25 protein-coding genes are annotated in these 26681 nt (G+C 37.7%); 9 read left to right on the top strand and 16 right to left on the bottom strand.

The features are described 5' to 3' along the window. Nucleotides 1-2 precede the first annotated feature (2 nt). The 6 genes from PQQ29_RS03140 to PQQ29_RS03115 all read right to left on the bottom strand — a co-directional run bounded on the left by PQQ29_RS03140 (nt 3) and on the right by PQQ29_RS03115 (nt 6100). Nucleotides 3-650 carry a Crp/Fnr family transcriptional regulator gene (locus tag PQQ29_RS03140; RefSeq protein ID WP_003770684.1) on the bottom strand — a complete coding sequence of 216 codons (648 nt, stop codon included), beginning with the start codon at nt 648-650 and terminating at the stop codon, nt 3-5. A 345-nt stretch (nt 651-995) separates the two neighbouring features. Continuing rightward, entirely contained in the window at nt 996-2027 is a 1032-nt protein-coding gene (locus tag PQQ29_RS03135; RefSeq protein ID WP_010990484.1) for a WxLIP family cell surface protein, read from the bottom strand. A 79-nt stretch (nt 2028-2106) separates the two neighbouring features. Beyond that, nucleotides 2107-2949 carry a WxL domain-containing protein gene (locus PQQ29_RS03130; protein WP_010990483.1) on the bottom strand — a complete coding sequence of 281 codons (843 nt, stop codon included), beginning with the start codon at nt 2947-2949 and terminating at the stop codon, nt 2107-2109. Between the two features lie 46 nt (nt 2950-2995). Continuing rightward, nucleotides 2996-3289 (bottom strand): LPXTG cell wall anchor domain-containing protein, encoded by a 294-nt coding sequence (locus PQQ29_RS03125; RefSeq protein WP_003760665.1) that lies wholly within the window; start codon nt 3287-3289, stop codon nt 2996-2998. A gap of 19 nt (nt 3290-3308) precedes the next feature. After that, nucleotides 3309-5414 carry a LapB repeat-containing protein gene (locus PQQ29_RS03120; protein WP_010990482.1) on the bottom strand — a complete coding sequence of 702 codons (2106 nt, stop codon included), beginning with the start codon at nt 5412-5414 and terminating at the stop codon, nt 3309-3311. 20 nt (nt 5415-5434) lie between these two features. After that, nucleotides 5435-6100, bottom strand: coding sequence for a cyclic nucleotide-binding domain-containing protein (locus PQQ29_RS03115; protein WP_010990481.1), 666 nt, complete (start codon nt 6098-6100; stop codon nt 5435-5437). A gap of 365 nt (nt 6101-6465) precedes the next feature. Here PQQ29_RS03115 and PQQ29_RS03110 point away from each other — a divergent pair, with 365 nt between their 5' ends. From PQQ29_RS03110 to PQQ29_RS03080, 7 genes are all read left to right on the top strand, one after another. After that, nucleotides 6466-7413 (top strand): sugar-binding transcriptional regulator, encoded by a 948-nt coding sequence (locus tag PQQ29_RS03110; protein ID WP_003760660.1) that lies wholly within the window; start codon nt 6466-6468, stop codon nt 7411-7413. A 258-nt stretch (nt 7414-7671) separates the two neighbouring features. Then, nucleotides 7672-8922 (top strand): NAD(P)H-dependent oxidoreductase, encoded by a 1251-nt coding sequence (locus PQQ29_RS03105; RefSeq protein WP_010990480.1) that lies wholly within the window; start codon nt 7672-7674, stop codon nt 8920-8922. 54 nt (nt 8923-8976) lie between these two features. Continuing rightward, entirely contained in the window at nt 8977-9357 is a 381-nt protein-coding gene (locus PQQ29_RS03100; protein WP_187984011.1) for a transcriptional regulator GutM, read from the top strand. A 24-nt stretch (nt 9358-9381) separates the two neighbouring features. Then, nucleotides 9382-9903, top strand: coding sequence for a PTS glucitol/sorbitol transporter subunit IIC (srlA, locus tag PQQ29_RS03095; protein WP_003760655.1), 522 nt, complete (start codon nt 9382-9384; stop codon nt 9901-9903). 21 nt (nt 9904-9924) lie between these two features. Further along, nucleotides 9925-10911, top strand: a complete 987-nt coding sequence (srlE, locus tag PQQ29_RS03090; RefSeq protein ID WP_187984010.1) for a PTS glucitol/sorbitol transporter subunit IIB — start codon at nt 9925-9927, stop codon at nt 10909-10911. A 19-nt stretch (nt 10912-10930) separates the two neighbouring features. Further along, nucleotides 10931-11281, top strand: coding sequence for a PTS glucitol/sorbitol transporter subunit IIA (locus tag PQQ29_RS03085; RefSeq protein ID WP_010990478.1), 351 nt, complete (start codon nt 10931-10933; stop codon nt 11279-11281). Between the two features lie 111 nt (nt 11282-11392). After that, nucleotides 11393-12313: an ABC transporter substrate-binding protein gene (locus PQQ29_RS03080; protein WP_003760649.1), complete on the top strand. Its 921-nt coding sequence runs from the start codon at nt 11393-11395 to the stop codon at nt 12311-12313. A gap of 36 nt (nt 12314-12349) precedes the next feature. Here the strand turns inward: PQQ29_RS03080 and PQQ29_RS03075 are convergent, their stop codons facing one another. Continuing rightward, nucleotides 12350-13546, bottom strand: a complete 1197-nt coding sequence (locus PQQ29_RS03075) for a serine hydrolase domain-containing protein (protein WP_010990477.1) — start codon at nt 13544-13546, stop codon at nt 12350-12352. A 237-nt stretch (nt 13547-13783) separates the two neighbouring features. Between PQQ29_RS03075 and PQQ29_RS03070 the strand changes: the two genes are divergently transcribed. Further along, nucleotides 13784-14800: a tagatose-bisphosphate aldolase gene (locus PQQ29_RS03070; protein ID WP_003770662.1), complete on the top strand. Its 1017-nt coding sequence runs from the start codon at nt 13784-13786 to the stop codon at nt 14798-14800. Between the two features lie 52 nt (nt 14801-14852). On the opposite strand, the gene PQQ29_RS03065 is transcribed toward PQQ29_RS03070, so the two are convergent. From PQQ29_RS03065 to PQQ29_RS03055, 3 genes are all read right to left on the bottom strand, one after another. Further along, nucleotides 14853-16034 carry a M20 family metallopeptidase gene (locus tag PQQ29_RS03065; protein WP_147732720.1) on the bottom strand — a complete coding sequence of 394 codons (1182 nt, stop codon included), beginning with the start codon at nt 16032-16034 and terminating at the stop codon, nt 14853-14855. After that, on the bottom strand, nt 16027-17271 hold the full coding sequence (locus PQQ29_RS03060; protein ID WP_187984009.1) for a Zn-dependent hydrolase: 1245 nt from the start codon (nt 17269-17271) through the stop codon (nt 16027-16029). Before PQQ29_RS03060 ends, PQQ29_RS03065 begins: the two co-directional genes overlap by 8 nt. Nucleotides 17272-17374: 103 nt before the next feature. Beyond that, nucleotides 17375-18697 carry a 6-phospho-beta-glucosidase gene (locus tag PQQ29_RS03055; RefSeq protein WP_003721330.1) on the bottom strand — a complete coding sequence of 441 codons (1323 nt, stop codon included), beginning with the start codon at nt 18695-18697 and terminating at the stop codon, nt 17375-17377. Between the two features lie 171 nt (nt 18698-18868). Between PQQ29_RS03055 and PQQ29_RS03050 the strand changes: the two genes are divergently transcribed. Further along, nucleotides 18869-19837, top strand: a complete 969-nt coding sequence (locus PQQ29_RS03050) for a LacI family DNA-binding transcriptional regulator (RefSeq protein ID WP_070753580.1) — start codon at nt 18869-18871, stop codon at nt 19835-19837. Nucleotides 19838-19876: 39 nt separating this feature from the next. On the opposite strand, the gene PQQ29_RS03045 is transcribed toward PQQ29_RS03050, so the two are convergent. The 6 genes from PQQ29_RS03045 to PQQ29_RS03020 form a co-directional block, all read right to left on the bottom strand. After that, nucleotides 19877-21232 (bottom strand): PFL family protein, encoded by a 1356-nt coding sequence (locus tag PQQ29_RS03045; RefSeq protein ID WP_010990473.1) that lies wholly within the window; start codon nt 21230-21232, stop codon nt 19877-19879. A gap of 18 nt (nt 21233-21250) precedes the next feature. Continuing rightward, nucleotides 21251-21520 carry an ACT domain-containing protein gene (locus PQQ29_RS03040; protein WP_003760632.1) on the bottom strand — a complete coding sequence of 90 codons (270 nt, stop codon included), beginning with the start codon at nt 21518-21520 and terminating at the stop codon, nt 21251-21253. Between the two features lie 77 nt (nt 21521-21597). After that, on the bottom strand, nt 21598-22428 hold the full coding sequence (locus tag PQQ29_RS03035) for a class I SAM-dependent methyltransferase (protein WP_010990472.1): 831 nt from the start codon (nt 22426-22428) through the stop codon (nt 21598-21600). Nucleotides 22429-22487: 59 nt separating this feature from the next. Next, nucleotides 22488-23342 carry a diguanylate cyclase domain-containing protein gene (locus PQQ29_RS03030; protein WP_003770648.1) on the bottom strand — a complete coding sequence of 285 codons (855 nt, stop codon included), beginning with the start codon at nt 23340-23342 and terminating at the stop codon, nt 22488-22490. A gap of 13 nt (nt 23343-23355) precedes the next feature. Then, nucleotides 23356-25407 (bottom strand): cellulose biosynthesis cyclic di-GMP-binding regulatory protein BcsB, encoded by a 2052-nt coding sequence (locus tag PQQ29_RS03025; RefSeq protein ID WP_010990471.1) that lies wholly within the window; start codon nt 25405-25407, stop codon nt 23356-23358. Nucleotides 25408-25422: 15 nt separating this feature from the next. Then, complete coding sequence (locus PQQ29_RS03020; protein WP_003765592.1) at nt 25423-26673, bottom strand: glycosyltransferase family 2 protein; 1251 nt, start codon at nt 26671-26673, stop codon at nt 25423-25425. Nucleotides 26674-26681 lie beyond the last annotated feature (8 nt).

Raw genomic sequence — 26681 nt, 5'->3', positions numbered from 1 at the left:
TTTCATAATAATTCGGCCATAATTCCATCTTGCACGATGAATGTCTTCCGGTTCCTTTTCAAAATATTCTTCTCTAGTAAAGACACTCTTTGCCGGTAAAATGCGGCTTTCGATAAAGTACTATATTCAATTAAGGCTTTTAAGGTTATTTCGGACGGTAAGGTAATATTTCCTTGTGCATCCTTGCTTCCGATAAGTTCACCCAAGTATTTTATTGCATAGTAAAGCTTATCCTTGTGCGCCTTATTGTTTAGTAAAGATCTATAAAATAAGTGGCGTTCAAATCTTTTTAAAAAGAAATACTGAAAACCAAAATTTTCCGGAAATAACGTGAGCGCATATTCAACATCTTGCTTCTTATATTCATAAATCTCACAAGTTTCTGATAATACAATGTGCTCTGTAGTTGGGGGAGATTCTTCCAAAATACAATATCTAAGAAAAATTCCAGGTTCAAAAATAGATAGTAATTTCTGAGGTGATTCCCGAGTATAGCTACTGATATATCCCTCAATTAGTAAAATAACACTATCTAGTTTAGAAGACTCGCTTGTAATCTTTTCGCCGTGTTTGAATTTACGTTTTCTGTGTTTTATCCCATGCTTTTGCATCATGTTGATAAATTCTTTGTATGTAAATAATTCCTCCACTAAAAAAATTCACTCCTCTGTATTTATATAATTTATTTAGCGACACATGTTAGTCTTGGCGAGAACTAAACTTATATTACCATGCACAAACTGAATTATTTTCTCTATAGAGAAGGAATTTAGCACTTTTTTTGTTTTTTCTTTTTAAAAATTTTTTTAATCCTCCTGAAATTCATACAAAAGACGTTCGTTAATTTGTCACAACTAGTTAAAAGTCCCCTTGATTCATTCTCACATTAGACACTTGATTTTTTCATAAAAACACAGCGATATTTCAATCCAAATTACAAGCACAAAAAAAGCTTGAAAACAAGTGAGTTCCTCGTTTTCAAGCTTTTTATACATTTATTCTTCATCATCTTTTTTCTTTGCAGTACGTCTTCCAATTAAATAAGTGACAGTAATCAGAATTAGTAAGAGTAGAATTCCACCTGTGATGTACAACCAAGTGTAATCTTTCTCCAGTCCTAAAGCTTTGTCATTTGCTTTTTTAGCTTCATCTGATGAGATTGTAAAATCCTTCGTCCATTCCCATTTATCGTCTTTATTTTTGGCGACTAAATGAAGTTTATACTTTCCTGGTTTTAACTCTTGGTTTTCCCAGTCCACACTGTAATTAAAATTGGAATTTGGTGCCATTGATAAGTCCGTTCGTTTTGCTTCATGTAGCACTTTTTCGCTGCCTTGTTTATATATTTTGGCATCCACGGCCAGTCCACCAACTAAGGTCGCTTTTGTATTTTGCAAGTTTACTTCGACTACATTTCGGTAGTTCCTACTTCCTGCTTTAATTTGATTTAATGCTAGTTCCGGCTTAACTATAGTGGTTTTTTCGGTTAACTTTACACCAATTACATAAGCATATTCATTTTTAATTTGAACTTCTTTTTCTTGCTTTGTTTCTTTCTCTGTTTTTTCTTTAGTCTTTTCTTTAAAATGTAACCCGCCTAAAATAATTCCATCATAGCTTTCTTCAGGCATTTGGATATTTACCGACCAGATTTTAGTTTCATTAGGTTCAAGTGTAATCTCGGAGTCACTTACTTCTGTTATATCAGCAAATGGATATTTGAGCGTTTCATCCGGTTTTGTTTTTGGTATCGAGTAATCGACGTACCCCATCTCATTGGTAATAGCTGTGTTGGCGACGCAATTAATAGTCATTTGTTCTTTACTTTGATTGGTAATTTCGACATCTAATTTTTGCTTCTGCTTAGGTTCCATTTGTAAATCAAAATATGTCACGCTAGATGCCTGATTAGCTGGAAGAATTGCTTTTACGGAAAAACTATTACCTTCTGCTGCCTCGGCGTGTTGATTTGGCAAACAAATAATAGCAAATGTACAGGCAAAGATGATAGCGAATATTTTTTTCAAGTCTCTCTTTCCTCCTAATTACTCAATTTAAAAAGAGAAAACAACATCGAAAAATGCAGTTTTCTCTTTTTGAAAAATGTTAGACTGCTGGTGTATCGCTTAAAGTCCAAGTTAATGTACTTTGATAAGTGCCTTCTGCTACAGCCACGTTTTTAGGAATAGATAATTTCGGCTTAGATGTTTCTGTTGCAGATACTTCTGCTGAACCAAAGCTATCTGTCCAAGTTCCCATACCTTCATCATCACTGAAGTCTGTTGGTGTAGTAGCTTGCAAATCTTTAGCTGCCATTACAGGAACTGCTGCTCCGCCAGTCATAGAAATTGCTACGTTATCATATCCAGTTGGTGCTTTTGCGGTAGAATCTTTTGATTTAACTGTAGATTTTGGAATAGTTAACTCAGCACCAGCGATTTTTTTTGCAGGTGTAGAAGAATCTTTGAACTCACTACCTGTTACAGAAAGAGTCCAACCATTATTCGAACCACGTAAATCACTAACCTGAGCGAAAGGAGTTACATCTTTAGTTACAGAAACTTCTCCTGGTAAATCTTGCTTACCATTTCCGTTAGTATCTTCATACGTAGTAATTTTTCCATCTTTAGCATGGGCATTTATTGCACCTTTAGATAATTCGGATGAGTCAAGTGTACCAAAGTCCCAATTAGATACTGCTAAAATCCATAGACCATCACTACCTACTGGTGGATCAGTTGGATTTGGAACAACTGGATCTGGGTCAGTTGGATCTGGATCTACTGGAACTGGATCTGGAGTTGCGCTTTTATCAAATTTTACAATCCCTTTTGAATCTTGTGTTACGGAAGTTGCTGCTGAAGCAAAATCCCCAGAAAGTACTGGTGCTACAATAAGTCCTAGTGCTAATAAACTTGCTGTTGTTACTTTTACTGTCCTACTTGTCATTATTATTCTCCTCTTTCTGTTATCCTTTTTTTGTCGTGCTAAGCAATTAAATCTCTTCCCTCACCCCCTTAAAGTGTTTTTTACTTACAAATAAAATGAGGCTAATTCCGGCAATAATAAGTGGTAAATCGCCCGACTCCCCAGTTTTCGGAAGCTTTCTGGGGAACTTTGTAGGATACGTGCCTGTTCTATCATCTGTCCCACTTTTGGCCTTACGAGGGTCTTTCTTAATTACAACGCTTGCTTTACTAGTCGCTGTATCCGCCGTCTTTGCTTCTACATAAAATGGTGCTGCGAATAAGAATAAACAACAAAATATAATGAATCCTATTTTTTTCAAATCGAATAGCTCCTTTTAGTTAAGGCCTAGGCGCATCTTCTAGAGTCCACGTTACCTTAGATTCATAAGCATCCCCCACTAAAGCATCGTTAGGCTGGATTTCTATTGATAAACTATCCTCTAAGTCGAAAATAGTAGAGACAAAGCCTGTTTCTGTAGGAGTTGCTTGTTTTTGTTCAATAGGCTGATTTGCATTATTTAAGTAAACTGGGCTGCTACCTGATGATTTACTTTGATACTTTAGCGAACTTTGAATGATGTCACCGCTGCTATTTGTAAATGTTGTCATTGCTCCAGTTAGCGTCCAGCCTTGCTTTGATCTCCTTCTATCTGTCACCTTTAAATCTACTTTTCCGTCAGCCCCATAACATTTCAGGGTTTGTTTTCTATTTAATATCGGCACCGATTCTGAATTTTCATCTATACCCATCCGAAAATCATTAGGAATTTGGAGCTCCATACTTTCTCTGACGTGAACAACTACGGTTACAGGAATAGCTGTTTGAGAAGCTGGTGGATTTCCGGGAGACGACAGCGTTACAACATAATCACCAGCTTTCGTTAGGTCTACTACTGACTCAAAATCATCCACTAGCGAACCAACACCAGTCAAAGTCGCATTCACGTCTAATCTAAATTGATTAGCATCAATAGCTTCACCAACTAAATAGGTATATTCTTCATCCGCAGTTATGATAGGTGGCTTTGGTTGAAATATAACATCCACATTTACCGACTCACCTCCATCTATATTAGAAGCTTCGATTGTCACTACATATTTAGTGGGATCTGGCGAACTCGGTATTTTGTCTTTAAAATTAGTTGTGATTTTTGATGGTTGGTCTGTTACGATTTTTGCATCTTTTAACAATTGTTCCTCTGTGAGTGGCGTGTCAATATCATAAATAAGTTGTTTTTCATATGATGTAATTTTTGGAGCCACTATATATACTAATGGTTGAAAAAATGTACCATCAAAGATTACCTTGCCAATATCATCCTTAACCGGAGTAGTTTCATCCCATCCATATTTAACGCCTTCTTGAAATCCACCTTCTTTTAAAAATATTTCTGGTTTCTTTTCTATGACATTTTGCTTCCAAGTAATCATGGAAGTTGTATTATCAATTGTCGCAATTGGATCGAACACAGTTATAGGAATTGATTTGTTCACACCTTTAGCCTCTGCTGCCTTTAAAGTAAAATCATATTTTGCTGAAAGATCCATTGGTTCTAAATAAACTTGTTGATAAGTACACACAATTTCGACTAGTTTTGGCATAGAATTATTTTTAAAACTCGATAAATCAGAAATACTATTGCTATTAAGAAGAAGAAACCTCATACTAGCACTAGCATATTTAGCTAAGGGCTCGACATTTGAAATATTGTTAGACGCAAGTATTATTTCCTCCAGCACAGGAAAATTGTTCGGCAGATTAGCAAATGGAGATAAATCACTAATCTTATTCTGAGATAAGTTTAGGAATGCTAACTTTGGTGCATTTATTTTTAAGATCGGTGAAATATCCGTAATTCCTCCTCTTAAAATAGTTATCTCCTGCAAATTAGGATATCCATTTGGTGCTTTTAATAAAGCTGATAGACCTTGCAAATCATCATCTGACCTTAAACTTATTCTATTTAGATTAGTCATATACTGTATACCTTCCAGATTTTTTATAATTACTGTGGATAAATCAGTAAAAGAAGATAGATTATCTAAATCCTTTTGTGTAATAACATCAGTCACAACCCAATCATTTTTATAGCGGATTTGATTATTTAAGTTTGTAACTACCGATTCTGCCATTACCGGATCCGGAAATAAATCTGCTATCGTACTATTCTCGGGTATTGATGAAGGGTTAGCTTTCAGTTTGCTAGGTTCGGTCGACGGTTTTTTTGTTTCAATCTCTTCTTTTTTTGGTGGCTCTGGCTCTTTCTTTGGTTCTGGTTCCATTTCTTTTTTTTCTGGAGTTTTCTTTATAGCTTCCTCTACTACCGGCTCCACTGGTTGTTCTGGCGATATGCTTTGTTCCGTCTCTATAGCTTTCGAGTAAACGGGACTGATAAGCGCCAAAATCAAAACAAAAACCAGAACTTTCTTCCAATTTATTTTCATTGTTTTTTAAGCTCTCCTTTTTAAATACTAGTTAGCTGTTTTTCATAGTGTTTTACTACTTTCTTCGGGACTAAGAAAGTTTTTTTATGTGGCTTTAAAATTTCTTCTTCTATTAGACGGATACGCTGTCTATAAAAAGCCGCTTTTGATAAGGTGCTGTATTCAATTAAGATTTTGATTGTAATTTCTGGTGGTAAGACAATATTGCCTTTTCCATCCTTTTCACCAATGAGTTTTCCTAAATACTTAATCGTATAATATAATTTTTCTTGGTGATCTTTGGCATTAAGTAAAGCCTTATAGTATAAATGACGTCCAATCTTTTTTAAAAAGAAATATTGAAAGCCAAAGTTTTCTGGGAAGAGCGATAATGCATATTCGATGTCTTCTTTTTCATACTCATACACAATGCACTCTTCTGAAAGCGCAATATTCGTTACAAGCGGTGGCAAATCTTCTAAAATCGAATAACTTAGAAATACGCCTGGCTCAAAAACAGATAATAGTGTTTCAGGCGACTCGCATGTGTAACTGCATATATAACCTTTTATTAATAAAATGACACTATTCGGACTTGAAGAATTGGTCATTACATTTTCATTACGTCTTAATTTGCGTTTTTTATGTCTAATTCCATAATTTTGCATCATTTTGATAAATTCTTTGTATGTAAATAATTCTTCCACTAAAATCCACTCCTCTTCTAAGATGAACTGTTTAATTAGCTTATTGTTGGGCTCGTTAAGAACTAAATTTATACTACCACCCATCAAATAATGGTGTTTCTCTATGGAGAACAAATTACACGCTTTCCACTCAAAAATTATTAAAAACGCTTGCAAAATCCCTCGTAAATCTCAAAATAAAATTGTTTGTTATTTTGTCACAAATTAGCAAAAACCATATAAAAATTCATTTTCTCTTTACTAAAGCACTATATATCCCTCCGATATCTTTCCAGACGGGCAATTCTATGATACTATTAGCATAAAAACATTTGTGACTACAGATAACTTTTGTTCCATTATTATGTAGAATGGAGGTAACAAAGATGAAATGGGAAGAAAAAAGAGATATGGTGAAAATCGCTACATGGTACTATCATTATGGTTGGACTCAAGCGCAAATCGCCAAAAAAATCGGGATTTCAAGGTCAATTATTTCTAAAACTTTGCAACGTGCAAAAGACTTAGGTATTGTAGAAATTTTCATTAAAGACGAAACATACTATACGGTAGATTTAGAACAAAAACTAGAAGAAAAGTTTGGTTTAGAAGAAGCGATTGTCGTTGCCACACACGATATGTCCGAAGAAGAAGCCCTTAATTTTCTAGCCAAAGAAGCAGCATATACGCTTAGTAAAAGAATTGCCAAAGTAAATACGCTTGGGATTTCATGGGGGAAAACAATTCGTAAATTTGCCAATGAATTCCCGTATATCCCTCATAAAGACTTAACTATTATTCCGTTAATCGGCGGTATGGGATCAAGCGATATTGACCTCCATTCCAACCAAATTTGCTACGATTTAAAGAAAAAAATGCAGTGTCATAGTAAATATTTGTATGCACCTGCCCTTGTAGAAGATACGGAAATGAAAGCCGACCTCTCTAAAAACAAATACATTAATGAAGTCCTTGAAGAAGGTAAAACTGTTGATATGGCTATTGTTGGAGTATCAAGCCCTTACAATCAAAGTACAATGGAAGAAATTGGTTATATTACCCCCGAAGATATTGAAGAACTTCGATACAAAGATGTTGTCGGCGATATTAATTCACGGTTTTTCACGGCAAATGGAGAAGAAGCAAATACACAGATAAATACACATGTCATCGGGCTCAGTTTAGAAGAACTCAAAAAAATCCCAACAGTCGTTGCTTTAGCAAATGGACTACAAAAAAAAGACGCACTTGTTTCAGCACTTAATGCCGGATTGATAGATGTGATTGTGATTACTGATAGAATGGCTGAATACATCCTACAAAAAAACGATTGAGAATATTCCACCACAAAAAAAATATAAAACCCCAAAAGCACTCTCCAACAATGGATTGGGCTTTTTTTATTTCTTTAAAATAAAAAACATTTAATATTTCATTGACGAAAAAAAGTTAAAATGTTATATTTGATTTGTGAAATATGACATTTGTCACTAGTGGTGACAAATGTTACACGATTCGTTTATTAAGATAAAATAGCTTTATCCGGAGTTTTATTTTTAATAAATGAAAACGATTACTAGGAGGAACTTGAAATGACTTTATATAGACAGTTACTTGCCCGTGAGAAAGAAAATAACCCTATTCGCGTCGGCGTTATTGGCGCAGGTCAAATGGGATTCGGCATGATTTCGCAAATTGCCGCTATTCCTGGAATGAGTGTAGTTGGTATAAGTGACATTCATGTGGACGCCGCAAAAAAAGCCGCAGATGCATACAACGCCACAGCAACAAAAAAAGAAAAAATTCTATTATCAAATGACTTTAAAGAAATTATTCATTCTGATCTTGTAGAGGTGATTGTCGATGCCACTGGCGTTCCAGAAGTCGGTGCAAAAATTTCCCTAGAAACTTTACTTGCAAAAAAACAACTTGTTCTATTAAATGTAGAAATTGACATTACTATTGGACCATTAATGAAAAAATTATATGATAGCGCTGGCCTCGTTTATACCGGATCTGATGGAGACGAACCCGCTGCGATAACTGAACTTTACGAATTTTCCAAATCAATGGGTATGGAAGTACTTGTTGCCGGTAAAGGAAAAAACAACAAACTAAAAATTAGCGCTAATCCAGATAGTTGCCAAGTGGAAGCAGACGGAAAAAATATGGCTTCTCACATGCTAGCAGCTTTCCAAGATGGAACGAAAACAATGGCAGAAATGAACTTACTTTCAAACGCTATTGGATATGTTCCCGATGTCGTTGGAATGCATGGTATCTCGGGTGACGTAGATTCCGTCATTAAAGACCTCGATTTAAAAGAGCAAGGCGGTATTTTAAACCAATTTGGTGTCGTAGAATATGTAGATGGCTTGGCGCCAGGTGTTTTCGTAATTGTTAAAGGCCAAAATGAAGGTGTTAGTCATGAACTTAGCTACTTAATGAAAAAAGGTGAACGCGATCATCATATTCTGTATCGTCCTTATCATTTAGCGAGCCTAGAAACTCCACTAACTATTGCGAAAGCTGTTCTGAATCACGATCACGCTATTGTTCCTATGGGAGCTCCCGTTTCCGAAACAGTTGCAGTTGCTAAAAAAGATATAGCTGCTGGAGAAAGATTAGATGGGATTGGCGGTTTCTGTGTCCGCGGTGTGCTCGAAACTCACGTAGATATGGCGGCAGAAGGTCATATTCCAATCGGGCTAATTAGCGGTGAAGTAGTTGCACGCAGAAACATTAAAGCTGGCACATTTATTACCGACGAAGATGTTTCACTCGACGAATCAACTACTGTTTGGAAACTTAGAAAACTACAAGACGAAACATTTAGCAATTAAAGGTAACATGGTGGGAAGCTAGCCCTTCCCACCTATTATAAGGAGGAAAAGTGAATGAAAATTGTCCTTATTGCTTCCGTTATTTTCATCGCTCAGACATTTCTTGCTTTTTTTCAAGTGAGGTATTACCAACATCACATGAATAAAGTTGCGAGTAAATATGCTGGAAAAATCGGTTACCATCTTTATTCTGAAATGGAGCGATTAAAGTTTCGAACAAGTGCCGTAGCTATCTTAGTTGTAAACGAAGAGCATATTGTTCATGAATGCCAAATTTTAACAGGAAAAACGATTTTTGCGAAGTTTAAAACATTTACTGACTATCACCATAAAGAATTATCCGAAATACTACAAGAATTACATGAAAAGAAAAAGCATTCCATACAAGAAAAAGCCATTATCAAAACTGCCAACAGTTGTATGAAAGCGCTTTAAATAATTAAAAAGGAGTGTTTCCTAGTGAATTATATTGAATGGTTTGGAACCAACTTTATCGGTCTTTTTGAGGCTGGTGGAAAACAGTTCGTGAGCTTTATGACAGGAATTGTCCCGCTTTTAATTGTCCTTTTAACCTTTACGTACTCGATTATTGCATTTATCGGGGAAGAACGAGTCAATCGTGCAATTCAATTTTCAGCTAAAAACATGATTTTACGTTATTCACTTATGCCGATTTTATCTGTCTTAATGCTAACAAATCCAATGGCATACACATTTGGACGATTCGTTAAAGAACATCAAAAACCTGCTTTTTATGATTCGGTTGTTTCATTTTTACATCCAGTCACAGGGTTGTTCCCTTATGCGAATGCTGGAGAATTATTTGTTTATTTAGGAATTGCTAATGGGGTTGTCGAAGCTGGTTATAGTATGTCTAGTCTTGCAGTTCGTTACTTCTTAGCAGGTATTGTTATCATTTTAATGCGCGGTGTGATTACGGAAACCATTACAAAATTCTTAATGCGAAAAGAAAAAGTCTGAAATAGATAGGAGGCAAATAAAATGTATCAATCAATTCATGTGAATAAAGGCCAAGGCGGTTGGGGAACTGGGCTAGACCTTACTCCAAGCGAACCAAGAACAAAAGTTGTTTCTATTACTGGCGGCGGTATCCACCCCGTAGCTTTGAAAATTGCTGAATTATCCGGTGCAGAAGCCGTCGATGGTTTTAAAAACTCCATTCCCGAAGAAGAAATGATGTGTGTTGTCATTGACTGTGGTGGTACGGCTCGAATTGGCGTCTATCCAATGAAACGTATTCCAACTGTTGATATTCTCCCTTCTTCTCCATCAGGTCCACTAGCAAAACATATTACAGAAGATATTTTTGTTTCGGGAGTGAAGCCAGAAGATATTATGGTTACCTCATCAGAAGCAGATCCCGGAAAACCTTTTGACAGAGAAAAATTTAAAGAAGATTATGCCAAGATTAAAGAAGATCAACAAGAAGCGAGTGATTTAAAAGAAGGCTATCTTGTGAAATTTTCTCGCGGTATTGGTAAGGCAATGGGCGTATTCTATCAAGCTGGTCGTGATTCTGTTGATATGCTCATTAAAAACATTATTCCTTTTATGGCTTTTATTAGTATGATTATCGGTATTATTAACTACACTGGGATTGGAAAATTAATTGCGAATACACTCTCCCCGCTCGCTGGTTCCATTTGGGGAACGCTTTTAATTGCTTTTATTTGTAGTCTACCTTTCCTATCACCGATTCTTGGTCCTGGCGCAGTTATCGCCCAAGTTATTGGTGTCTTAATTGGTTCACAAATTGCGATTGGCGCCATCCCGGTAACTTACGCCTTACCTGCTTTATTCGCTATTAACGCACAAGCCGGATGTGACTTTATTCCAGTCGGGCTATCTCTTGCAGAAGCTAAACCAAAAACGGTTCAATTCGGTGTTCCGGCCATTTTGTATAGCCGTATGATTACAGGTGTCCTTGCTGTTGTTATCGCTTGGGTATTCAGTATCGGCATGTATTAATTTTTAGGAGGAAATTGCTATGACTAAAAGTAAAATCATTGAAATCGGGCCACTTGTCCCAGCTTTTGAAGAAGAAAAGATCGTCATTTTATTTGGACCAACAGCCACTAATGAATTACGAGAAATCTCCGTTATTCATGAGTTCGAAGCAGCACCCCAAAGTGCCCTCTCGAAAGGGAATACACTACAAATTGGAGATCAAGTCTATATAATAGAAGAAGTCGGTACGGAAGCAAATAAAAATTTGGAAGAACTTGGACACATTTCGATTTATTTCCGCTCTGGTCAAAATGAAGTATTACCTGGCGCAATCGTTGTCTCCCCAGAAGTATTTCCTACCCTGGCAATAGGCGACACGATCCAATTTTAAAAAATAAAAATAATTTGTGTTATGTTTCACCTTGTCAATCCTCCCTCTTTTCGATATAATTACTTTTGTAACGATAATGAAAATCATTTTCAATTAGGGAGGAAATACACAATGTACCAAAAGCATAAATGGGCTGCTATTTTAATGACTGTACTTTTAGCAGTAGTACTAACCGCTTGTGGCAACTCTTCGGATAAAGATTCAAGCAAAGAAAAAGAAGCTGCGACAAAAACAGTAACTGATACAATGGATCGTAAAGTAGAAGTACCAACAACACCAAAAAGAATTGTAGCACTTCAAAACGTAAGTGAAATGGAAATTCTAGGCGTAAAACCTGTTGGTACAACGGATTATTACATCACTACATATCCCAAAGCAACAAAAGGGACAGAAAGTGTTGGTAATGATAAACCAAGTATTGAGAAAATCGCTAATTTAAAACCAGATTTAATTATTATTAGTGATTATCAAAAAGACCTTTTAGAGAATTTAGAAAAAGTTGCGCCAGTTTACATCTCACATTTCGGTGATACTCCTGACAAACAACTTTCTAATATCGCAAATCTCTTAAATAAAAAATCAGAAAAAGAAAAATGGGACAAAGATTACGCTCAAAGTTCTAAAGAAGCTAAGGCAACGTTAAAAGATGCTGGCGTGGAGAACGAAAAAGCTGCTGTGATTCAATTCTACGGCAAAGAAATCTATGTTCATGATGCGAAAGTATTTGACGGCTTATTCTCTGGAGCTGGTTTTACTCCAACTGATGGTGCTAAAGCAAACAAAGAAACAAAAGCAATTTCAAGTGAAGCTATTCCTGAATATGCAGCCGGAGCGGATCGATTATTTATCTTAATGCCTACTGATGGTAATGAAGATTCTGTTAACGAAATGCTTAACGGGGTTTGGAAAGATATTCCCGCTGTGAAGAAAAACCAAGTATATAAAGTAGACAACACCAAATGGAGTGACTACAGTGCCGCTGCTCAACTTTATCAAATGGAAGATGCGGTAAAACAAATTACTGGTAAATAAATAAAAACTCGATTCTGTTAACAGAATCGAGTTTCTTTATTTGTTTAATAAACTATAAATATGATTGTTCACTTTTCCAAAAGAGGCAATCTTATTTTGGACATTAGAGAATAAAATCACATAGGTTCTGCCAGTGTGGCTCATGCTATTAGAAACATCCCAACCAGTTACAACCCCGTGGCTATTATAACTCCCAGGATCTACATAAAAGCCCATTCCATAATTAGATTTACTACCCGGTGTGAACATTTTTTTAAAGCTTGCTTCAGAGATTATTTTTTTATCCATCAAAGCTTTATCAAATAAATACATATCCGTAGTAGACATACTAATATCCCCTGCTCCATATAATTTCGTTAAGTCTACTAACTTCGGACTTTGATAAACTCCATTTTCATCTATTTTGTAGCCTGTTGATATATTTTTTCCCCCATCAACATCTTTTTGAAAGTATCCAGTATGTTTCATTCCTGCTGGTTCGAAAATATTTTCTTGCAAATAAGTTGCGAGTGGTTTTCCGCTAACTTTTTCTACGATATATCCTGCAATTGTATAATTTGCATCCATATAATCCCATTTCCCAGGCTGTGATTTAATTCCCCGCTTCTCAATACCTGTAACTAATTGTTCTGGCGTTACAGTCCCAGAGAACTCTGGCCGTCCGACAATTCCAGAGGTATGATTCAAAAAGTTTTTAATCAATATTTTATTACCATTAGGAAAATTAGGTAAATACTTCGATACTGGATCGTTTGTATTTATTTTACCTTTTTCTTCTAATTGTAATAAAGCTGCTGCTATTATCGCCTTTTGAGAAGAACCGATATAATATAGCGTATCAGGCGTATTCAATACCTTTGCATCACGATTTGCATATAAATACCCTTTTTGTATAACAATTTGTCCATCACGAACAACAAGTGCCGAGCCGCTAAATCCGATTTCTTTTAAATAAGCATCAATTTCTTTGTTATTTACTATCGTTTCTTTTGGCTTTTCTTCAACTTGTTCCGGCTCTTTTGGCTTTTCAGCTTTTTTGGTAGTCGGTTTTTCCTTTGGCTTAGTGGCTGTAGTTGCTTTTTTCTTTGTTGGTGCGGATACTGTTTGCTGTTCTTTACTTTTAAATTCATAGATCATCCAGCTAGTGGCCATAAAAAAAAGTATAAGTACAGTACTCAACACGATAAATACGTTCTTGCGTCTTTTATGTTTTAGTCTTTCGCGTCGATTCATTTCATCACTCCTGGTCTAGTCTAATCGCTAACTGACTTTCCCAAAAGAGAATGTATTAAAAGAAATTATCCCAAATTTCTAATAATACCTAACACTCCACATATATAGTAATTTATTATCCAGGATAAATCAATACGGAAATATACCTATGTTTTAAAAAAAGTTATAAGTGGTATACTAATGATGGACAAATTGATAAAAGCAACGACAAATTGCTATAAAGGAGACTAGATAAAAATGGTACAAATAACAAAAGGTAAATTTGATGGTTTACAAAGACTCTCCAACGATAAAGGCGTCATTGCAGCACTTGCCATTGACCAACGCGGTTCACTCAAAAAAATGATTCAACAAGCAAAAGGAACAGAAAACAAAAAAGATGTGGAAGACTTCAAACAACTTGTTTCTGAAGAACTTACACCTTATGCTTCTGCGATTTTGCTTGATTTAGAATATGGTACTCCAGCAATCAAAGCTCGTCACGAAGGTAGCGGACTTTTAACTTCTTATGAAAAAACAGGTTATGACGCAACTACTCCTGGTAAACTTCCTGATTTAATTGAAGATTTATCGGCACTTCGTATTAAAGAAAACGGCGGAGATGCTGTTAAAATTCTTGTTTATTATGATCCAGATGAACCTGCTGAAATCAATGAAATTAAATATGCCTTTTTAGAAAGAATTGGTGCAGAATGTCGCGCAGTTGATATTCCATTTTTCTTAGAACCAATTACTTACGATGCAAAAGTTACTGATTCTGGTTCTTTAGAGTATGCAAAATTAAAACCAGCGAAAGTAAAAGCATCTATTAAAGAATTCTCTAAACCTCGTTACGGTGTAGATGTACTTAAACTAGAGGTTCCAGTAAACTTCAAATATGTGGAAGGTTTTGCTGAAGGTGAAGTAGCTTATACGCAAGATGAAGCAGCTCGTCATTTTGAAGAATGCTCTGACTTAAGCCCACTTCCATTTATTTATCTAAGTGCTGGCGTAACTTCTGAAATGTTCCATAAAACAATCCAATTTGCTAATCAACATAACGTACAATATAGTGGTGTACTTTGTGGTCGTGCAACTTGGGCTGATGGTATCGAAGTTTATGGTAAACAAGGCGATGATGCTTTACGCGAATGGCTTCGTACTCAAGGGAAAGAAAATATTACCTCTCTTGATAAATTACTTGATGAAGGTGCCGTTCCTTGGTGGACAAAATACGGTTCTTTTGAAGACGTACATGTTGTAGAAAAACAATAGTCGATATATAAACAGCCTCAAGCGAGTGAATTCGCTTGAGGCTGTTTTTTGTTTAAATCTCATCTTGGTTTAAATAATTATAGGCGAACTGGGCGTATAGCTCTGCGCCGTTTTTCATGACACTTTCATCAATATTAAAACGTCCATGATGGTGGGCCCATTCGGTATCTTTTTCGGGATTTCCGGAGCCAACCAACGCAAAACTCCCGGGAGCTTCGTCTTGAAAATAGCTGAAGTCTTCGCCGCCGGTTGTTGGGCGTTCAAAGTAAAGCATTTCTTCACCGAATGATTCAATGATTGTTTTTTGGACGAGTAATGCGCTTTTTTCATCATTAATAACTGGTTGTGTGCCTTGTTTATAAATCATTTCAGCTGTGCCGCCGTAGATAGCGGCTGTTTGCTTCGCGTAGTGTTCAATTGTTTTTGCCACTTTGGCGCGGGTTGTGTTGTTAAAGCAACGTAGCGTCCCTTCTAATCGGGCATTTTCAGCGATAACGTTATAGCGTGTGCCGACTTCCATTTTTCCAATTGTTACGACGACCGGATCAAGCGGGTCTGTTTCACGGGCTACAATTGCTTGAAGGTTCATGACAAACGAAGAAGCAATCACCGCAGCATCGATTGTATCATGTGGCATTGCTCCGTGACCGCCTTGACCTTTGAAATCAATTTGGATGATATCCGCAGAAGCAAATGTCGAGCCAACTACGCAAGATATTTTATTGCTTGGGGTTTGGGACCAGATATGGATACCAAAGACGTGATCCACGCCCTCCATCGCTCCTTGGGCAATCATTTCTTTCGCGCCTTCAGCAATTTCTTCTGATGGTTGAAAAATGAAGCGGACTGTTCCGCGTAGCTCACTTTTAATTTCCACGAGTGCTTTTGCTGCGGTTAATAGCATGGCTGTGTGGGCATCGTGACCGCATGCGTGCATTTTGCCGTCTTCTGTAGATTTATAAGAAAGATCTTGGTTTAATTCTTGGACTGGTAGTGCATCCATATCCGCTCGTAAAGCAATCGTTTTGCCTACTTTATCGCCTTTTAAATCTGCAATTAGTCCGGTGGGATTGGTACGTCGGTAAGGGATTCCGAGCTGATCTAGTTGTTTTGCAACTTGATCGGTTGTTCGAAATTCCTGCCATTGCAGTTCTGGATGCATGTGCAAATCGCGGCGGAAGGCTATCATATTTTCTTCATTATTTAAGACTATTTGTTTTATTTTATTATTCATGTTCGCTTTCCCCCGTCCATTTTTTAACTGTTTCAAGTACGACTTCGATGCCTTTTTGGAGCTTGTCGTAATCGGTCCATTCTTCTGGTGCATGGCTTATACCTTTGTGGCTTGGTACAAAAATAAGTCCTACTTCGGTTAAACTTGCGAAAATCATTGCATCGTGTCCTGCGCCGCTAACCATTGTTCGATATTTAAGACCAAGTTTATCGGCGCTTTCGGTCAATGCTTGATGAATTTCTGTTGATAAATGTGTTGGTTTTTCATAGAGCATATCTTCTATTTCACACATAATACCGTTTTTTTCGAAAGCTTGAATAACTTTTTTTGTTTTTTCTAATGTATTTTGGACGTGGATTTCGTCTTTTGCTCGAATATCTACTGTGAAAACGACTTTGTTTGGTATTACATTAGCGCCGTTCGGGTAGACATTAAGTTTGCCAATTGTTAAGACAGTTCCGCCGCCTTCTTGGATAGCTAGTTCAGGAAGCTTATTAAGAATTTGGACAGCTGCACTTAGAGCATCTTTTCGTTCTAGCATTGGGGTAGTTCCGGCGTGACCTGCTTGACCCTTTACGGTAACTTTTATTTCTGTTAAACCAACGACCGTGTCAACTAGCGCAACATCTTCATTCGCATTTTCTAGGACTGGGCCTTGTTCGATGTGTAGTTCAATGAAAGCTTTGACGGAATCTTTGGACCGAATGGCTGTATGTACTTGATTTGCGTCAAATCCTAGGTTTGCCATAGCTTCTGCGGCAGTAACACCATTTATATCTTTCATTTCATGTAGCATTTCTTTTGTCACTTTGCCTGTAATTGCTCGGGAGGCAAGTAGTCCCGCTCCGAAACGAGATCCCTCTTCTTCCACCATTGCGATGATTTCAAGTGGAAAATGGGGTTTTATTTGCTGTTCATGAAAAACGCTAGCTACTTCAAGCCCAGTTATAACACCTGCTGGACCGTCAAAAGCACCACCATTTGGTACCGAGTCAAAATGAGAACCGACGATTACTGCTGGTAAGTCTGGATTGTCGCCTTCTAGTCGTCCGTAGATATTTCCAATCGCATCTTCTGAGACAGTAAGGCCTACTTTAGCCATTTCTTCTTTTAAATAATTACGCGCGCCGAGGTCTTCTTTGCTATATGTAAGCCGAGTTGTTCCCTGACCCGGAGTTGCTGTAAATCTATCTAAATTTTCTATGTGTTTTTTGATTCTTTCAAGATTTGTTTGCATGAAGCATACCTCCTTTTTTCTATTTTACAGGAAACTTGAAAAAATGCTCGCTAAAACAACTCACAAAAAAAGTGATCCCTAGAAAATAGGGATCACTTGCGAATTATTTAGCGAATTGTGGTAAGAACTCTTTGTGCGCTTCTAGCATTTCATCTAGAATTGTTTTTGCTAAGTCGCCGCTAGGAACAAGTGGGTTAGAAGTAAAAGCTTGAAGTGCAGTTGCGTAATCGCCTGTTACTGCTGCTTCAATTGTTAATTCTTCCATTGATTTCATTACTTGTAGCAAGCCGCGTTGTGCTGGTGGGAATTTACCGAAGTTGATTGGTTCCGCACCGTGCGCGCGAATAACACTTGTGATTTCTACTGCACTATCATAAGGAACGTCATCAATTGCGCCATTATTACGAGTAGATACTACCATTACTGTACCTTTGTTGTTGTAAATGGAATTGATGATTTCACATGCTGCATCACTGTAGTGTGCGCCTCCGCGTTTGGATAATTCTTCTGGTTTGTAATCAAGATTTGGATCTTTATATAATTCGAATAAGCTGTCTTCTAATTTTTTCACGACTTCTCCGCGAGTACCTTCGTTTTTGAAAGATGCCAGTTCTTCTTCAAGCATTGCATCCGTCATGTAGTAGTAACGGTGGTACGGACAAGGAAGCATTTTTAGATGTTTAACTTGCTCATATAAGAAGCGCATGTTTTTAATGTTTTCAACAACTTTTCCAGGATTCGCATCTGGCGCATAAAGACCATCAATCACTTTTTCTGTTAATTCTGTACCATCTTTGTCAAATACGCGGTGCCAGTGCAAGTGGTTGATTCCTGCAAATTTGAAGAATAAATCTTCTTCTGGTTTTTCTAAAACGTCTGAAGCGCTTTTCACTGCTCCGATTGGCACGTTACAAAGACCGATAACTTTATCCCAGTTTCCGTAACGAAGAACTGCTTCTGTTACCATTCCTGCTGGGTTAGTGAAGTTGATTAACCAAGCATCTGGGCATAGTTCGCGCATATCTTCGACGATACCAAGAATAACAGGAATTGTACGGAATGCTTTGAACATCCCACCTGCTCCGTTTGTTTCTTGACCAATGATGCCGTGGCTAAGTGGAATTCTTTCATCTTTAATACGAGCGTCTAATAAACCAACGCGAAATTGTGTTGTAACAAAATCTGCATCTTTTAAAGCTTCACGACGGTCGAGTGTTAAATGTACTTCGCAGTCAATGTTTGCTGCTTTGACCATACGTTTTGCCATATTACCAACGATTTCTAATTTTTCACGACCAGCTTCAATATCTACTAGCCAAAGTTCTCTGATTGGAAGTTCATGATAGCGTTTAATAAATCCTTCAACAAGTTCTGGTGTGTAACTGGAACCCCCACCAATTGTAACGATTTTTACACCTTTTTTCATAATATACTTACCTCCTAGAATTTTAAAGCGTTTTCTTTTCTTCTCATTCATCATAATTCATGTAATGCATTACAGGTCAAGCACTTATTTTAAATTTATCTAAACTGGCTATTTGGCGGGCTTTTTTGGTATACTAAATACAGAGCTACGAGAAAACGAGGTGTTTTGCAATTGGCAAATATACAAGAAATCGCGAAACTAGCGGGTGTTTCATCAGCAACAGTTTCCCGAGTAATTAATAATCGCGACTATGTGAGTGAAGAAACAAGAAAACGCGTCCAGGCAATTATTGACAAGTTAGATTACGTTCCAAATATTAACGCTGTATCACTGAAAAAAGGCGCAACTAAGTTAATTGGTATGGTCATTCCTAGTTTTACAGATTCACTGAATGTATTTTTAAAAAGTTTTACGATGATGGCTCAAGAGCATGGTTATAACGTTACTTTGTTTATGACGCGGATTGATCCGGATAAAGAACTGGAAGCTTTAGAAATGCTACGGCAAAAACAAATCGATGCACTCGTTCTTGTGATTCGATCAAATGATTGGAAAACAATTGAGCATTATACCAAATACGGCCCGATTGTCACTTGGCAGCGTGTCGAGAGTGAAAAAATCCCCTCTGTATTTATGAATCAATATGATGGATATACGCTTGCACTAGAACATTTATATGCAAAAGGTTACCGAAAATTTGTGAATGTTTATGGGAATACGACCGGACTCAATACGCAAAGTCGCATGCTTGCTTTTAAAGATTTTTGTGCGCGTTATGAGCTTGATCCTCATGAATTTAGACAGTTTTACGGGCAGGGTAGTCGGCAAGACGGGGAAAAGATTGCGCATTGGTGGAGTGAGACTGAGCATAAACCAGATGCATTTTTGACACCAAATGATTATTTTGCGGCGGGGTTACTTACGGAAGCTAGACGGCTTGGTTACAGTGTCCCGGAAGATTTTGCGATTTGTGGGTTTGATAATATGGAAGTGGCGCATTTGCTTGATATTACAACGATTCATTACCCTGTAAATTTACAAGCTGAAAATGCTTTTACGCTCATTATGAATCAATTATTTGGAAGCAACTTGCCGCTGCTTGATTTAGATTTCCATTTGGTAGAGAGAAAAACGACATAAAAAAAGGTTTCCTCGTAAATTTACGAGGAAACCTTTTTGTTAATTTTTAAATGAATGAATTGGTGCTGGGATTCGACCACCGCGCGCAATAAAGCTAGCGGAGGATTTACCGTTTACTGGCATTACTGGCGCCGTTCCAAGTAAACCACCGAATTCGACCATATCGCCAACTTTGGTACCGCTCGCCGGAATTACTCGGACAGCGGTTGTTTTATTGTTAATCACTCCGATTGCAGCTTCATCAGCAATCATCGCAGCTAATGTTTCGGCGGTTGTGTCACCTGGTACGGCGATCATATCAAGTCCAACTGAACAAATTGCCGTCATCGCTTCTAGTTTTTCAAGATTAAGGGCGCCTTGTTGTACGGCTTCAATCATCCCCGCATCCTCAGAAACCGGAATAAATGCACCTGATAATCCCCCAACGTGACCGCAAGCCATGACGCCGCCTTTTTTCACCGCATCATTTAATAGTGCTAAAGCAGCCGTTGTACCGTGAGTTCCGACCATCTCTAGTCCCATCTCTTCTAAAATATGTGCGACTGAATCACCAATCGCTGGTGTTGGTGCTAAAGATAAATCAACAATTCCAAAAGGAACACCGAGTTTTTCAGAAGCGACTTGACCAACGAGTTGACCCATTCTAGTAATTTTGAAAGCTGTTTGTTTCACTGTTTCGGCAACAATATCAAATGGTTCGCCTTTTACTTTTTCGATAGCGCGTTTCACAACACCAGGACCACTGACGCCGACATTGATAACACAGTCAGCTTCTCCAACTCCGTGAAATGCTCCTGCCATAAAAGGATTATCCTCGACTGCATTGGCGAATACAACGAGTTTCGCACAACCGAGTCCTTGAGTGTCTGCTGTTAAATCAGCTGTTTCTTTAATTACCTCACCCATTTGACGAACCGCATCCATGTTGATTCCTGTTCTAGTCGAGCCGACGTTAACGGAAGAGCAAACTCGTTCTGTTTGAGCTAAAGCTTGCGGAATGGAGCGAATGAGAATCTCGTCACCTTTTGTGTAACCTTTTTGGACAAGAGCGGAATAACCACCGATAAAATTCACGCCAACTTCTTTTGCGGCCGCATCGAGTGTTTTAGCAAATTCTACGTAGTCAGTGTCAGCGCTTGAGCCAGCTATAATCGCAATTGGCGTGACAGAAATCCGTTTATTTATAATCGGAATACCAAACTCGGATTCAATCGCTTCACCAACAGCCACTAGATTGCGCGCTTTTGTCACGATTTTTTGGTAGATTTTCTTTCTAGCTACTTCACCGTCACCGTCCATACAATCTAGCAAAGAAATCCCCATGGTAATTGTTCGGATGTCTAGCTTCTCTTCTTCAATCATACGTATTGTTTCTAAAATTTGGTTAGTTTCCATACTAGAATCGCCTCCATCCTATAGTTTATGCATTGCGTTAAAAATTTCTTCACGTTGAATATGTATTTTTACTTGGAGTTCTTCACCTTTTCCAGTTAATTCTGTTTTTACTTCATCAAATTCTTTCGTTATCTGGCTAATATCGCACATCATCATCATCGTAAAATATCCATCCATAATCGTTTGTGATACGTCGACAATATTGATGTTAAGTTCTGCCAATTTATTACTAACTCCAGCGACAATTCCCACATTATCTTTTCCAATTACAGTAAGTACAGCTCTCACATTCAACACTCCTTTAGTTCGTTAATACGTTCCATTATAGCATAAAAAATCGCAATCTTGTGAAAAAGAAAGCAAAATTACTCCGCATGCCAAAAAGTGCAATACGACGCCATTGGCAAACTATTTTCTAGTGTAATTAAATTGCTTTGGCTCAGTAAAAATACTTTGAACTTTTCTGGTAAACCTATATCTGCGGCTAATTCTTTTGTTATAAAATCTTTCACATAACTGATTTCCCAGCGACTATCTTGCATTTTTTCTGAGAAAATACTTGTTTCCGCGCCTATCTTCCAATGATGAGCTTGGATAATTTCTTGCATGTCTACTGGGGTGATAAAAGTTCGGATATTCGACTGGGTTTCTTGTTTGAATGCCTCGTAGGAAGCTTGTGTCAATACAGCTAACATATGAGATGTTTGGTTCACATCTGTAATTCTCGTATCCCATTCCGCGTAACAAACCCGTTTCGCCCACTTGCTTAGTAAAACGAGCATTTCGATTAGCTCTTCTTTAGAACTGAAATACCAAGAAGCATGTGATAACACCGCCACATCAAAAGCTTTATCCGAAAAAGTAATATCGCCATTTAAAATATCTGTCCCTAGTTTAAAATCAATTTGAGCACCTAGTTTAGATTTTTTCAAGTGAGCCGTTGCATCGCCAATCGTAAACGGTGCTCCGTACGTGCTCGGGGCAATGTCAACTGCTTGAACAAAGCCATCTGCGCCAACTGCACTCGCAAGCACTGCCGTCGTATCGCCTTGCCCACAGCCAACTTCAAGGACACGTTCTCCTTTTTTAATTTGCCAAAAGTCGACCAACTTCATACGATGCTCCGTTTGCGTCCGCTGAATTTCTTTGTCATTTTCATTTAATAACATACATGCGACTATTTCTTCTAAGTTCATCAAGCGCCTCCTATCAAAAAAGTAAAGTTACCTCCTATTATAGAAGGTAACTCTCTATTTTACACGTCATATTCTAATTCTTTTGTCGCTAAATCAATAAAATCGAGTGGTGTCTTCACTTTTTCGCTGTCAAATTGGCTTGTTCCAATTCGAAGTTCTAGTTTCACTCGGTACTTCGCGGCAAATTCTTCGGTGTTGGCCTCAGCTATGCGACTTTTAATTCGGTCAGCAACTAATTTCCCGCCTGGCTCATCTGTTAAAAGCAAGAGCCCCCAAGTCGCATCGTCCTTATCTAGCAAATAAAGAACATCACTCGTACGGATACAAGTCTCTAAAACTGCCGAAATATCTTGCAGTGCCAGGCGCATTTCATCTTCGCTTTGGAATCGTTTCAACTCGCGCCAGTGACGAACTTTGATAACCATCAGTGATAATGGTAAATCATAACGACGCGAAATGCTGGAAAAAATGCGCTCGTCATTTTGGAAAGAAACGATATTTTTAAGTAAAGTTTCTTGATCGATGGTTCCTAAATATAAGTTTTGCTGTTTGATTTTCGTATTTTCTTCTTGTAGTCTGGAGGTATTTCTTGTAAACATCGCACTCGCTACCGTAAAAAGTGGCGTAATAATAAGCCAGTAGTAGCTGCCGATTCCATATGCCATTTGATTTGCAACAATTTCATAAATAATGTAAGTCGCATAAATGAAAATATAGAGGACATTTAAAATCAAACCAAGCGTTAAATTTGTAAAATAGGTGATAATCACAAGTAAAAAAGTGATATTTAATAAAATAATGTTTCGCAAATATTCATCTGGCGTATTAATCATAAAGCCAATCGTGATGAAACAAAGCAAGATGAAAAATAAAAAGCCAATATCTGCAAATAAGTTATTCGTTATTTTTTTCATGTTTATTTCTCCCTCACTTCCGGCTCCGGCGATATTTACGCAAGATTAGTAGGACAGCGACAACTAGGATAACGATTGTAAGAAGCGCGAAGGCCCCAAACACGGTTACTTCTTTGTTATTACTAATTTTTGTCCCAAAACTTTCTTCTTTTGCATCTGCTGCTTTTTTGAACCTATAAGAGTGGATCGTGTTGTCATTATCAACAATCGCTCCGTCTCCGTAGATTTTAGCTAAATTAGCTTTTGTGGCGATTAAATCAGAACCAAGCTCTGTTTGTTTAGCACCCGGACCAGTAACTGCGAGAACGGGTACGCCACCAGAAGTAATCAATTGTACACTACCGAGTTGTTTACCGTAATTTTTTTCAATCGAGATTTTTTCGTTGGAAAGGAAATAACTGCCTGATTTGTTGTACTGGAAATATAAGTCATCATTGGCATTTTTTATGACTGGATTGTTATTCATTGTGCCCACTGCGATAATGTTCGAGCCTTCTTTTGGCTTTTTCCAGTTTGTCGCATGTACGGCAGTTAGATTGCCTCTGTTTCCATCATGGAAGCGACCCAATAGATTGAAAATATTTGCTAACGAATCCGTATCTTCGGTTGTTAATTCGTCCGGAACAACGACAACTGCATTGTTAAAATCTCCACCAGCAACGAATGGGTATGGATATTGTTCAAATAACAAGTCTGTTTCTTCGCTTGTATTCAGGTTAATGGTAGATTCTGGTGTGATATACGCCCAAGGAATTTCGGAATCTGCAATAAAACCACAATAATTATTTGTTAAAACTAAATCAAAGGCAACTGTAACAGAAAAATCACCTTTTACATTTAAATCGCTTGGAATTTGGAACGTTACTTTATCACTATTTGCTTTTTTGGCAGAAAGTTTTTGGCTACCGATTGGTTTTCCATTGACTAAAACTGTTACTAAGGAATGCTCAAAATCTAAGTTTTGGGCGTATCTGAAATCAAGCGATATCTCCGTTCCTGTTGAGGCGCTTCGGTTTGCAGGCATACTGATGAAATAATCTTGCGTGATGTGACCAATTCCTTTTAGTTTATCACCAGTTGTTGTGAGTTTGGTATTTTTATCAATATTGTTGGCTGGCGTGTCAATTTGTTCATCCGTTGTTAGCCATTTAGTATTTGCTCCGAGTTGACTTAAGTAATTTTGGTTGGCAATTAATTTCCCTGCTTTTTTAAGGGCATCATTTGAGTTAGAGGTAATCACGAGTGTGTTTGTGTTTCCTACTTTCACAACTTGGAAAAGTGCTTGCTTTTCTAGTTTTTGATCGTCTTTAATTTGTGATTTTATGTCATTTGGTAAATTGTCATAGCTGGAAAAAAGAACGATATAGTTTTTGCCATCGCGCGTTTTTGCCTCTTCGTACTGACCAAAAGTGATATTTTTATCTTCTAACGTATTCGCTGCTGAAAATCCAGAAAGGCCTTCAAGCGCTGCGCCAAGTTCTGCGTCGCCGGCTTTTTTGAGGACAGCTACCGCGCCTTGCCCACTTTTCACAGTATCAATTCCAGTGAAGCGTTCGCCAAAATCAGCGACCGTATTTTGGAAAGCTTTATCAGAATAAGAAACGTTTACCGCGCTGGTTTTGTCGAATTGTAGCCAATTGGCAGGCGTATCATCAATCGTACAACGACCATCTGGTAAATCGGTGTAGACAAAACTTTCAATAGATAGAACGTTCACACCTTTTTTTAGTTTATCTTTTGGAATTTCAACTTCGATTTGTTTCGTTCCTTTGTCGGTTTTATCAGGTTTAAATGAGTAAAAGGCAACATCGTTAATTTTTAATGTCATTGTTGAAACTTCTCTTTCGCTCAGTTGGGTAATCGTGTATACAAGTTTCACGTTTGCGTTTGACACGTCCCAATAATTCTCCACAGTGAAGTTTTGTTTCGTTGTCGTGAATTTCCCTTGAGCGGTTTTATCTGTTCCAAAAACCGTTTGATAATTTTTATCTGCTGCGAAAACGTCTGGCCTATACAGAAATAGTACGGCGAAAACAAGCAGCCCCATAACAGCTAATTTTTTCATTAGGCACTCTCCTTTTTAGAAACGCTCGGTTTTATACCATTTGGTTTCTCTTTTTAGTACAGTATCTTTTAAGAAAATAAAGAACCCATATGCGGCGACCACCATCCAAAGTTGGCAATAAGTCACATACATTAACATAATAAATAATAGATTTGAAAAACTAATTTCCCCTTTTTCAGTGGTGAGCGTAATAAAAGTACCAGCGACAAAAAGTAAAATAGCAAGCAACCAAAGCGCCCCGCTAAGGCCAGCAAGCGTCGTATGTACAAGTCCAAGCGCATATAATACAAGTAAAACATCACTAACAATCAAGGAAGTTAATAATAAAAAGTAAATGGATAAAAAGTACAAAATATCGAAGCGAACGCGTCTACCTTCTCGTTTGAAAAGGAGTGGAACATTTTTTAAAATCACATAAATATTACCTTTCGCCCATCTTGAGCGCTGTTTAAACCAGACCGGCAATGTTTGTGGTTCTTGCTCCCAAGTAACTGCCTTCGCTTGAAATTTGATGCGGTATCCCATCATATAAATCCGAAAACTAATCTCGGTATCCTCAGCGACAGCTTTCACATCCCAACCACCAATTTCTTCTAGGAGCGATCTTCTTACAATAAAATTGGTACCGGGAATGGTGCACAGTTTGAATAGCGCCCATCGACCAGCCTGAGCCATCCACTGAAAGCTTAATGTTTCGATATTGATAAATCGCGTTAACCAGCTCGCATTTCGATTCCGCGTTCTGAATTTACCAATGACCGCACCGAGTTTTGCATCATTGGTAATCTCGCCGACAAGAATTCGTAGCGCTTGTCGTTCTGGCGTATTATCGGCATCATAAATTGCCACCAGTTCGCCGCGACTTTCCGCAAATCCGATATTGAGGGCGTTCGATTTTCCTTTTCCGCCCGTTACGTTATCAGTATTAATTATTTTTAACTGACGGGTTGGATTTTTTGCTTGAATAGCTGCTAGAAGTTCTGCGCTATTATCAGACGAATTATCATTAATGACAATAATTTCGTAACGATCGACCGGATAATCAAAAGCCAGTAGCGATTCTACGGTCTTCACGATTACTTTTCCTTCATTATGGGCCGGCACCATGACAGAAACAAATGGTACTTCCGCTGGTATTTCAGGCACCTTACGCGCTTCGTTTTTCAAATAATAGATATATCCCGCAACGATTAATACAATATTAATTAGTAAAAGTCCCCAGATACAAACCACCGCGAATAATGCTAAATAATCTGCAACAACCATTTATTTCA

This window comes from Listeria innocua, assembly GCF_028596125.1.
GTDB lineage: Bacteria > Bacillota > Bacilli > Lactobacillales > Listeriaceae > Listeria > Listeria innocua.
Note: the sequence above shows the minus strand (reverse complement) of the source record. Positions and strands in the feature narration are given on the sequence as shown.